This is a genomic window from Psychrobacter sp. AOP31-B2-9, assembly GCF_052378005.1.
Lineage (GTDB): Bacteria > Pseudomonadota > Gammaproteobacteria > Pseudomonadales > Moraxellaceae > Psychrobacter.
Map to the genome: position 1 here is coordinate 20,967 of NZ_JBQSXG010000025.1, position 11,026 is coordinate 31,992.

Annotated in this window: 11 protein-coding genes and 1 pseudogene; 4 read left to right on the forward strand and 8 right to left on the reverse strand. The window is 43.0% G+C overall.

Annotation, left to right across the window (positions count from 1 at the left end; translation table 11 throughout):
• Positions 1–136: 136 nt before the first annotated feature.
• Both ACT3SX_RS04805 and ACT3SX_RS04810 read left to right on the forward strand, forming a co-directional pair.
• Positions 137–1,786, forward strand: coding sequence for a DUF4139 domain-containing protein (locus tag ACT3SX_RS04805; RefSeq protein ID WP_192992207.1), 1,650 nt, complete (start codon positions 137–139; stop codon positions 1,784–1,786).
• 70 nt (positions 1,787–1,856) lie between these two features.
• Positions 1,857–2,678 carry an NRDE family protein gene (locus ACT3SX_RS04810; RefSeq protein WP_192520215.1) on the forward strand — a complete coding sequence of 274 codons (822 nt, stop codon included), beginning with the start codon at positions 1,857–1,859 and terminating at the stop codon, positions 2,676–2,678.
• 120 nt (positions 2,679–2,798) lie between these two features.
• On the opposite strand, the gene ACT3SX_RS04815 is transcribed toward ACT3SX_RS04810, so the two are convergent.
• A complete protein-coding gene (locus ACT3SX_RS04815; protein WP_192520216.1) occupies positions 2,799–3,317 on the reverse strand; it encodes an RNA pyrophosphohydrolase in 519 nt (172 codons plus the stop codon).
• A 575-nt stretch (positions 3,318–3,892) separates the two neighbouring features.
• Between ACT3SX_RS04815 and ACT3SX_RS04820 the strand changes: the two genes are divergently transcribed.
• On the forward strand, positions 3,893–4,306 hold the full coding sequence (locus ACT3SX_RS04820) for an OsmC family protein (protein WP_192520217.1): 414 nt from the start codon (positions 3,893–3,895) through the stop codon (positions 4,304–4,306).
• 14 nt (positions 4,307–4,320) lie between these two features.
• Positions 4,321–4,746, forward strand: a complete 426-nt coding sequence (locus ACT3SX_RS04825; protein ID WP_192520218.1) for an MAPEG family protein — start codon at positions 4,321–4,323, stop codon at positions 4,744–4,746.
• A gap of 94 nt (positions 4,747–4,840) precedes the next feature.
• Here the strand turns inward: ACT3SX_RS04825 and ACT3SX_RS04830 are convergent, their stop codons facing one another.
• The 7 genes and pseudogenes from ACT3SX_RS04830 to ACT3SX_RS04860 all read right to left on the reverse strand — a co-directional run.
• The gene (locus tag ACT3SX_RS04830; RefSeq protein WP_192520219.1) at positions 4,841–5,863 is read right to left on the reverse strand and encodes a tRNA dihydrouridine synthase; all 1,023 of its coding nucleotides are present in this window, start codon (positions 5,861–5,863) and stop codon (positions 4,841–4,843) included.
• Between the two features lie 85 nt (positions 5,864–5,948).
• Complete coding sequence (locus tag ACT3SX_RS04835) at positions 5,949–7,448, reverse strand: UvrD-helicase domain-containing protein (protein WP_192520220.1); 1,500 nt, start codon at positions 7,446–7,448, stop codon at positions 5,949–5,951.
• A gap of 177 nt (positions 7,449–7,625) precedes the next feature.
• Positions 7,626–8,492 (reverse strand): twin-arginine translocase subunit TatC, encoded by an 867-nt coding sequence (tatC, locus tag ACT3SX_RS04840; protein WP_442069588.1) that lies wholly within the window; start codon positions 8,490–8,492, stop codon positions 7,626–7,628.
• Complete coding sequence (tatB, locus tag ACT3SX_RS04845; RefSeq protein ID WP_192520222.1) at positions 8,492–9,205, reverse strand: Sec-independent protein translocase protein TatB; 714 nt, start codon at positions 9,203–9,205, stop codon at positions 8,492–8,494. The genes tatC and tatB overlap by 1 nt, the downstream gene beginning before the upstream one ends.
• 53 nt (positions 9,206–9,258) lie before the next feature.
• Entirely contained in the window at positions 9,259–9,531 is a 273-nt protein-coding gene (gene tatA / locus ACT3SX_RS04850; RefSeq protein ID WP_192520223.1) for a Sec-independent protein translocase subunit TatA, read from the reverse strand.
• A gap of 229 nt (positions 9,532–9,760) precedes the next feature.
• Entirely contained in the window at positions 9,761–10,606 is an 846-nt protein-coding gene (gene hisI / locus ACT3SX_RS04855) for a phosphoribosyl-AMP cyclohydrolase (RefSeq protein ID WP_192520224.1), read from the reverse strand.
• Between the two features lie 139 nt (positions 10,607–10,745).
• Positions 10,746–11,026 (reverse strand): annotated as a pseudogene (locus tag ACT3SX_RS04860) (thioesterase); the annotation flags it as partial.

An 11,026-nucleotide genomic window follows, 5' to 3' on the forward strand; every position in this document is an offset into this window, starting at 1 on the left:
TTTATAAAGACATTTGTTGCTAAAAAGTTGCAAAAACGCTACGGTATTATTTTTAATGTATTGAGTTATACTGCTTCTGACTCTTTCCTGGCCTTAGTCGAATGGCGTGGTCATTTTTATCTTTGAGGAATTATCCATGCAACCACGTTTAGTAGAACCAACTATCTCGACAGATAGTACTATTTCATTACGACTGGCCAAAAAAATGGCTACATCTACCTTTATGCCGATTGTATTTCTGAGTGGTGCTACTTTTAGTATGTCTAGTGCACAAGCTGCTGTAAGCAGTGTAGAAAACGTCACTATCTATCAAGGTTTGGCCAGTGTCACACGTACTCTACCGATTGATGGGAGTGGTGAGCAGACGCTTATATTTTCGTGTTTGTCACCTTCTATGGATAAAGACAGTGTGAGTGTGCAGGCGCTAGGAAATGTCAATGTTGGCGAAGTCAGTATTGAAACATTGAGCGGTGAGCAAGCAGCGCAGTGTCAGTATCAAGGCGATGCACAAGTGCAGACGCAACAGGATAATTTGGCTAGCGTCAATGCTGAGTTAGAAGCGGCTTATCTAACCAAGTTATATTTGCAGAATCTAGCCAAAGTGACGCAACTCAGTATGGAAGGTACGCTGGCTAGCAATACCAATGATTTGCAAGCACAAGCAGTAAACGTAAATAAGCGGATACTAGACCTTGAGAAACGTCAAGCCAGTGCGCAAGACGCGCTTAATCAGTTGATGGCAGGTAGTACGACCACCACGCAAAACAGTGTGACCCAAGTGAGTGTGCGTACAGCCAGTCGAGTGCCAAGTACTGCCAAATTACACTATCAAGTGCGTGGCGCTAGTTGGGAGCCGACATATCAAGCCCGCCTAAATACTGATACCAAGCAACTTAATATCACTGCCTCTGCGATTATCGCCCAACAAACTGGTGAAAACTGGCTAAATATTCCATTGGTATTGAGCTCAGTCAACCCCAATCAAAACACCACTGGTCGGCTACCTAATGTGAAGCGTTTGTCTTTATACGAAGAGGAATCTATGATGATGGCTGATGCCGCTCCAATACCATCGCCAAAAGCAATGCGTAGAAGCTCTTCTGTGCAATATAAACCAACTGCTGAAGCTAGCTCTCCGCTACCGAGCTTTACCGTGAGTAGCCAAAATAAAAATGGTATTACCGAGTATCGATTACCACAGCGCGTTAGTATTCCAAGCGATGGCAGGCATGTGCGAACGGTCATTGATGAGCAGTCCGGTAGCAGTAAATTATGGATTCGCAGTACACCAAGTGTGGAAACGGCTGGCTATTGGTATGCCTCAGCACCATTCTTGACACCAGCTTGGGTCGATGGTTCTTTGCAATTATACCGCGATGATAACTATGTCGGACAGTCACGCTATAGCTATCAGATGCTAAAAGAGCAGGGCATTGGCTTTGGTATTGACCCCAATACGATCGTAAAACAGTTGACCAATGAGCAAAAATCAGGCGACAAAGGCGCATTCAGTCGTACACAAACATTGACCGAGACTGATGCCTATCAATTTACTAATAAACACAATCGTACGATGAGCCTACAAGTGTTAGGCAGTGAGCCGATCAGCCGTGATGAAAGTTTGAAGGTCGCTGTCACACACAATCCGCCAGTGAGTACGCGCGACTGGAATGGCAATCAAGGCATGATTGCGTGGGAGTTTGATTTACCCAGTCAGCAATCGAAAGTGATAAGCTCGACGTCTCAAGTCAGTTATCCTGCCGATGAGCAGTTAATTGGTCATTAATCAATCATGAACCTAAACCTTGTCATCAGGTTTTTTCGTGCTATCGGCTTATGAATAAAAAAGGAATTATATGTGTATCGTCGCCATCGCTTGGCAGTTATTTGATAAATTGCCATTGGTGTTGTTATCCAACCGTGATGAGTTTTTTGAGCGTCCTACTGAGCCGCTACACCAATGGTCCGATCAGTCTATTTATGCGGGGCGCGATAAACAAAGCGGCGGTACTTGGCTTGGTATTCACCAACAACCAGACCACGTAAAAGGCCTGGAGTATTATTCTCAAAACGGTCGCTGGGCTGCCGTATTGAACTTTCGTGATGGGGTACAGGCAAGCAATGATGAACGCTCACGTGGTGCGTTAGTTACTGATTTCTTGACCAGTGACTCAAGCCCGATGGATTTTGCTCGAAGCATCAATTTGCGAAATTATGCCGGCTTTAACCTTATCGTTGGTGATGCTGCCCAAGCGGTCATCGTTAATAATCGCGGCCATGCGCCCACACCTTTGTACTCAGGTTTACACGTACTGTCTAATGGGCAGCCAGAAGACAACTGGTTCAAGACTGAAAAATTACGTGGCAGAATACGGCAAGAAGTATTGCCACTCATTGCCGAAAATAGCGCACCTGAATATTGGCAAGAAGCGGCTTTTGATGTGTTATCGGATCATACGTCTGCACCAGCAGATCGGTTGCCAGACACAGGCATATCGATTGAGATTGAGCAAATGCTATCCTCTGTTTATATTGCGCCAGTAGCGTTTGGTCATACAGACAGTAACGCAACAACGTATGGAACTCGTACCCAAAGTATTTTAACCTTAACTAAAACTAGAAAGGCAAACGTCACTAGTGAGATTGTCAGCCGAGAGCTTACTGGTCACTCGCAGTAAAAATAAATACGAGCGATAAATTTTGAGCAAAAAAAGACCCACGATAATTGCTAACGCTGCTAGCAATTATCGTGGGTCTTTTTATTTTATGGCAAATAGAGCGATTGACTAAATCAGGCATCACACCAATAAGTGGTTTTCTTGTTCAGGCAAAATAAGCTCTTGTTTTAGGGGAAGCTCACGCACTAGCTCTTGCAAAGCGCGACGATAAACTCCCCGTTTAAAATGAATCACTTGTCCAAGTGGATACCAGTAACTAACCCATTGCCAATGGTCAAACTCTGGCTTTCCTTCATCGAAGCGGATGTGTTGCGTGTTTGCCTCATCTAAGCGCAGCAAAAACCATTTTTGTTTTTGCCCAATACACAAAGGGTGTTGTCCATGACGCACATAGCGTTTTGGCAGACGATAACGCAACCAGTCTTGCGTCACTGCCAATAAATCTACATGACGCGGATGTAGGCCGACCTCTTCCCAGAGCTCGCGATACATCGCATCCATTGGTGTCTCTCCGCGGTCTATACCGCCTTGCGGAAACTGCCAAGCGTTGTGACCAATACGTTTTGCCCACAGAACTTGCCCTTGTGTATTTGCCAAGATGATGCCGACATTGGCGCGAAAGCCGTCTGCATCTATCATGACTAAACCTTTTTAATGTGTTTAAAATAGCTTATTTCACTCCACAATCGTGACAGCAATCATAGTTATTATAAGGTGATTGGTATCGGTATTAGACCGAAATAAGATTAATTACCGTTATTAAACCAAGAAACCGACAGAATGTGTAACAGTATTTTGCTATAAAATGTTTCACGAGTTTAGTTGTTTAAAATCAATGGTTTATAATTAGACTTTTGTGGGTTTCTAGAGGTGGTTGAATAAGAGATAATTTGAAAGAAGTTGAGAAGCAGGATACATAACTATTAGTTAGATGAATAAAAATACTGACTTAGAATAAGTTATCAAAAGCTAAAGTGAAGCTATAATATTTAGCAGCCTAAATAGTCCGAATGAAGGATGCAATCTATATGGGGTAGACCATATTCTCATGATAAAAACCAAAGACAAAGCCGTTGTCAAATCCTGCTTTGGCTTATGCTACACTAGCAATGTGCTGTATCAAGCAATGTAGGCTACTTAGAATAAGAAGCAGATAACCTCCTAATTGAAGGCTGCCAATTACAATCTATTTATTAGAATAAGGAAAATGAGAAATGTCAGAGTCAAAAGCAAGCGTTACGTGGCAAGAGAACAAAGCATTTATGGGTGTCTCACCGTCAGGTCATAATGTTCAGATTGATGCCGATAAAGAAAAAGGCGCAAGCCCAATGGAGTTGATACTCTTAGGACTTGGTGGTTGTGCTAGCTACGATGTGGTAGAGATCTTAAAAAAATCTCGTCAAGAAGTGACAGACGTGCGTTGTGAGTTGACGGCACAGCGTGCTGAAACGGTACCAGCGGTATATACCGATATTCACATGCACTTCGTGGTAACAGGGCAAAATGTTAAAGAAAAACAAGTTGAAAAAGCCATCAGCTTATCAGCAGAAAAATACTGCTCAGCCAGTAGAATGTTGGTACAAGGTGGAGTGAATGTCACCCATGATTTTGAAGTGGTTGCAGGGTAGAAGCGAGTATACTAATGAATGCACTTTTGGAGTTGGTCTCTAATACCGCAGCGTCGGCTATTTGGGCGATGGTGGTAGCAAGCTTATTACCATGGCTGGTATCAATAGTTGCAAAAGCGTCTGGCGGCTTTAAAATCAGAAATAACGCACATCCTCGTGATTTTTTGCAACATAGTACCGGTATGGCAGCACGAGCCAATGCCGCGCAGCAAAACAGCTATGAGACTTTGCCTATATTTTTGGCAGCAGTACTAGTGGCGATGCTGTTTTTTGTTCCACAATCGATTATCAATGTATTGGCTTGGTTGTATGTATTGATTCGAATTGGTTTTTGCGTGGCTTATATTGCTAATTTGGCAACGTTTCGCTCGATACTTTGGGTGTTATCGATGGCTTGTTCTTTGATGCTATTTTATTTAGCGATTAGAGTGAGTCTTTAGTACTTTGAGAGAAGTTAACGCAGTAATGCTTTTCTCGTGGAATGACTATCATAGTGGCATGATTATAATATCGGCATAACTATAAAAGCAGCTATTATCGTACACTGGCTAGCAGTGCACTGATAATAGCTGCTTTACTTTTTTCTCGTTTTATACTGTCCCATAACACTTTTGCTTCGTCACAGCCTTTGGTGAGCATCGCTAACCACTGCTTATAACGACCTACCAATATCACTTCAGTTTTAGCCTGACCTTCCAAAAATTTTATCTGATGAGAGACCAGTGCTTGCCACGATAACGTTGCCGCGCTTAGCATGGACTCATCTGAAACGGCATCTATACGAGCAATCAAGTCTGGGCGGGTAACCGCACCGCGACCTAACATCAAATGCGGTGTACCTGCTTGAGTCATACACCTCTGTGCGTGTTCTACATTCCATATCTCACCGTTGGCAATCACTGGAATATCGAGCGTATTAAAGCTCTGAATCTTGTCCCAGTAGGCTGGCGGCTTATAGCCTTGGGTTTTGGTTCGTGCATGGATGGTTAGCCAGTCAGCGCCGCTATCGTTAATCGCGCTACGAATATCATCCATACGATTGGTATCGGTATAGCCTAGACGTATCTTAGCCGAGACTGGAATTTGCGCAGGTACGGCTTGACGCACCGCGCTGATAATCTGGTATAGGGTTTCAGGCTCATCTAATAATACGGAACCACCACGGTGACTGTTTACGGTCTTGGCAGGACAACCAAAGTTGATATCAATGGCAGGCGCGCCAAGCTCGCAGGCGTAAGCAGCGTTTTCTGCCATCAGTTGTGCTTCGCTACCCAAAAGTTGCAAATGAATCGGTGTGCCACAGGCGGTTTTGGAGTCATGATGCAATTCTGGCACGTATTTATAGAACACGTGTGCTGGCAAGACATGCTGAGTTACCCGAATAAACTCACTCACCGACCAATCATAAGGACGATCTAAATCTGCTGCAATTTGTGTGAGGATTTGCCGCATTAATGGATCGGTCAGACCTTCCATTGGCGCAAGGAGGCGGACGGGATTGGCAAATAACTGAGAGATCGTATTTTGATGGATTTGAAGCTGATCATTATGGTTCATTGCTTGTGGTTCACTGCTAAAAGGTCATGATAAATAAAGGTAGACTAGGAATTTAGAATGGCAAATACGAAAAATGATAAATTGATTAAGTATTACCAAAAATCACTTTTTTACCTGTCTGTAATCCCAATATCAAATCTTTAATATGATGAATATCTAAGTTGGTTTGGGCACGAGTGCAAGCGACATATAGTAAACGCAGCTCTTCTGGGCTTATCTTGACCGCATTGGTGGTGACATCATAGTAAAAGTCATCATCCAGTTGTACTCTTCCCCATTCAAGCCCTTTGGCCTTGTGAGCAGTTGAGATGACATAATCTGCATTTTCGATACTGGTCAGACTATTGACCGCTTGGCTCAGTACATTGGTGCCGTGGTCATCAACCAATTTGACGAGGGTTTTTAGATCACTGCCTTCGTTGGTTTCAGAGTATTCTTGTACATCGCCCCAATTATAAAAGTATGCCAGTTCAGGCACACCATAAGCAGATTTTCCATTCTTCAAATTTTCGGCAGCCTGACAGAACTTGAGCATACGATCGGTATCGGCTTGCAGCGCCACTCTATGACCGAGCTTGAGTCCTGTCAATAACTGAGCCATCGCAGCAGCATTGGTACGACAGAGAATGGCGTCTTTTTTGCTGTGTACCATGCCTTTGTCAGTAGAGGACTGTTTATTAGGGTTTCCTTTGAGCGGAACCTCTTCTTGTAATGCCTTTAGTAACGTATTGGCGACTTCGGCAATTGGCTCGCCAAAGCGAAAAGACTGCGTTAGTAATGTTTGGGGCAGTGGCAGCTTTTTCATAGCATTGACCGCACCACGCCACTCGTAAATTTGTTGATGGGCATCGCCTACGTAGATTACTTGTTTTGGCTGCTGAGTTAGAATTCCCATCATTAATGGATCAGCATCTTGTGCTTCATCAAATAAGATAAAATCAGCTGGAATGCTTGGCTTAGACAACGCCCATAGTTTGAGGTAAATATCATGTCCGATGCCAGCAGGATGACGAGCATCAATCGACTGTAGCCAGCGTTGTTCAACGGCAGGGTAGAGCAGCTCACGTAATTGTTCTGCATCAGAATCATCGAGCCAACTTGGAAACAATATATGTCTAGGGGCAGGGTAACTGGCATGCGTACTACAGAAATTGCTCACAGCATCGCTGACGAAGCGAGATAATCGTGCTGGTGTCAGCGTAATGTATTTATTGACCCCATCCATTTGCCGACGTACTTGTACCGGTTGTAAGCCTAAATCATCGCCAAGGCGTTTAGGGGAAAAGCGCGGCAAGGATAGTTTGGCCGTGATATCACGAGCGACATGACGATAGGCAAGCGAATGAAAAGTGCGGCACTCTACGTGCGGTGGAAATTTTGAGCGAGCATCATTGGCAATGGCTTTGTTAAAGGCTAAATATAAGCCGCGTCCACGCAATCGCTCACCAATTAGTTTGAGTGTTGTGGTCTTGCCGGCGCCCGCATAAGCGACTACTTTAAATGACTTGTGATCCATCGCCATATTGAGCGCGTTCAGTTGCTCATCAGTGGGATCGCTCATATAAGCTGGCATAGATGCGGACATAAAAAGCTACCTAAAAAATAAAACAGGGTCAAAAATGACGGAGGTAAAAAAAGCCACTGCATAGACAATGGCTAATAAGTGATAACCATCATATAGGGTCATCGGAAGTTAATGTAAGATTTAGAAGATCATATTAACAGATTATAAGATTGGCTTGTTTTGAATTAACTGGTCAGTTTAAGTTTTGCTTGAGGCCGTATTCGCAGATAAAGCTGCATTGGGCTCTTCTTTGATTAATACCTTGGCTAAAAACAAACCAAGCTCAAACAACAACCACATCGGAATCGCTAGCATCAGCATCGATACACCATCGGGCGGTGTGACAACGGCGGCAACGGCAAAACATCCCACAATAATATAACGACGTTTGTCTTCTAAACTCTGGATGGAGACGACACCAACCAATATCAATAGTAAGGTCACGACCGGAATTTCAAAAGTCAGTCCGAACACCATAAATAATTTGAGCGCAAAACTGAGATAACTGTCGATATCTGTCATTGGTAAGACATTCTGTGGGGCAAACATAATAAAGAATTTTAGAACCCCTTTGAGAACGATGAAGTACGCAAATGCTACGCCAGAATAAAATAAGAATATAGAGGAGAGTAGTACTGGAATCGCAATTTTCTTTTCTTTTTTATACAAACCTGGTGCTACAAATGACCAAATTTGATACAGGATATAAGGCATAGCAAAAAATGCAGCGACAAAGATAGTTAGACGTATCGGTGCCATAAAGTTAGACGTAATGTCTGTGGCAATCATGGTCGAATTGGCAGGTAATTGTGCGACTAATGGGTCTGATAATAAGTTATATAGCTCGCGTGAAAACCCGACTAACGCTAAAAATATAATCAATACCGCCACACATATTTTGATTAAGTGCCTGCGTAACTCAATCAGATGCTCGGTGATGGGCATGTCAGCCATAGTACTTAACGCATCTGTAGATTCGTGTTTATCCATTGAATCAGTAGTGGTTTTTTTATCTGAACCAGTGAGTTTTTCTTGGCGGCTTTTTGTGTGTTTAAACAACCCCATCAGTCAGCCTCCTGTATATTTGCAGAAGCTTTTTTTTGCAAAGGACTATCGAAGGAATCAATTAAATGACTGTTTAATAATTTATCTGCTTGATAGTTCGGTAAGTAAGGCGGCTCAGGTAGACGGCGGGCTTTGTCATAAGCACTAAGACGAAACCACATATTCTCCCATGGTCTAGTCGTGAGGACTTGGGTGATAATGTGTGGACTGTCATTAGATTCAGCGGGCACGTTATTTGTATTGCTGCTACTGTGATTGTCTACTGCCGAGGCTTGCTGCAAATCATTTGAATTGTCAGTATTGCTATAGGCGGCGTCGAACTCTTTTGGAGCAGGTGCTTGATGACTGCCTACGCTACTATTGATTTCGCTGTTTTTAGTGTTTTTATGACCATCGACGATATCATGGGTCGCTCTCAGCGTTTGGTTTTGTGAGGATGCAAACTCTTTCATATTGCCACGCATTTCTGCCATCTCACGTCGCATGTCCGCTTCAGTCTGGCGAATTTTGGCAAGCTCTTTTTGCATTTGCTGCCGTGTTTCAGCCAAGTCTAGCTCAGCCTCTATCTCAGACTGTAGGGTAGATACCGTACGGCGAATCTTGGCATACCACTGCCCAGCCGTCCGCGCTGCCTGAGGCAGTTTTTCTGGACCCAGAACAATCAAGGCAATAATGCCAAAGATGAGTAATTCAGAAAACCCAATATCAAACATAATGGTTGAGTGTCACTATCTAGGAACTACAGGTCGGCTAGGTACTATAGACATTATACGTTGTGCTTATCGTCTGTAGGGGCTGCATTGATATCGCTACTATTGGCGTTGTCAGTAGCTGAGCGATCTGTGGTACGCGTGTTGTCATCGTGATCAAGCACAGCGTGCTTTTTAGCATGCTCTGTATTTTCATCTTTGACCGCTTCTTTAAAGCCTTTGACCGCACCGCCCAAATCTTTGCCCGCATTTCTAAGTTTAGATGTGCCAAATACAACTACCACCACAACCAATAGTATCAGCCAATGCGTAATAGAAAAACTGCCCATAAAGGTATCCTTATGTCTTGGTTTTCAGTCTGTATATGAATACTTTGTGTTTATATTACCGTGATATATTAACCAAAAAGTATCGACATATAGCGCGACGTTAAAAGAGCTATATTATAACCTGCACTTGTGACAAAAGGGTGAAATGGCAAAATAATCAAACAGAGTAGCTGGTTATTTTACGATTTCACAAGTTGCTTTTACTAGACTGGTTTTGCAATATCACCAGTTATCGTGACGCTTTTTCATCGATGCCTGATAAGCCAAAGCGACGTCCTAGCTCGTTTAACACGGCATCTGACTCTATGTCGAACCACGCCAGTCCAACGAGTGTATGGAACCAGACATCCGCCACTTCATAGATGAGTTCGTGACGAGCATCATCGTATTGAGCTTTGTCTGCCTCTGCATCACAGCTCGCAAAGTCTTTGGCAGCGATAATGCTTTCTGTACTTTCTTCACCAACTTTTTCTAAAATTTTATTCAAACCTTTAGCATATAGGCTTGCCACATAGGAGCTATCAGCATCGGCTTGCTTGCGCTCAACCAATACCTGATCAAGCTGCTGCAAAATGGAGGCATTATCCGGTTGGCTATCACTACTAATCGTATCATCTTTGGTCATAATACTACTTACACTAGCATCATTATTTAGATGAGTAGCATTTACCTCTGTGTTATAGATATCCGAAGGATCTTTCAATACTTTATCAACGGTTTGCCACTCAGGTGTTTGCCCAGATAAATCTAAACGCTGATAAAAACAAGATTCACGGCCAGTATGGCAAGCGATACCACCGGCTTGTGTTACGCTAAGCACGATCACATCTGCATCACAGTCCAAGCGAATTTCATGTACGGTTTGAGTATGTCCTGAGGTTTCACCTTTATGCCACAACTTATTGCGTGAACGTGAAAAATAAACGGCTGTTTTGGTTTGTGCAGTTAGTTGCAGCGCCTCTGCATTCATCCAAGCCATCATCAAAATACGCCCAGACTTATGATCTTGGGCAATCGCAGGAATTAAACCATCAGTATTAAAAGTTACGGCAGTCAGCCAAGCAGGTAAAGTCATAATATATCTGTCGTCTTATGAGTATTGAGTAAGAAATGGTCAATGGTTTATAACCATTCACTTTTTAGGTCTTGAGTGAATAGCTATTTGAGCAAAGACAGCATGTTAAAAAAATAGGATATGTTCAATAGGTCTAATATCAAATCTTAAATAAGTGTGGGTACAGCGCTTCTTTTATACTGTTATTAAGTGTAGCGGTCTTATTGAGTTGGAAGTCGTAACCAATAAAGTGTAATCGTGCGGTAGCAACCGTATCACCAGTTTGCATCCGTGTGACCTTTATCACTATATAACCACCGTTATCATACAAGGGTTCAATGCCTATCTCAAACAAAAGCTCTTCACGAAATCGTGCAAGTCTATTAACACTCAACTGTAACTCATCAATAATCAAGCCTTGATAGTCAGAGTTGACCTCTT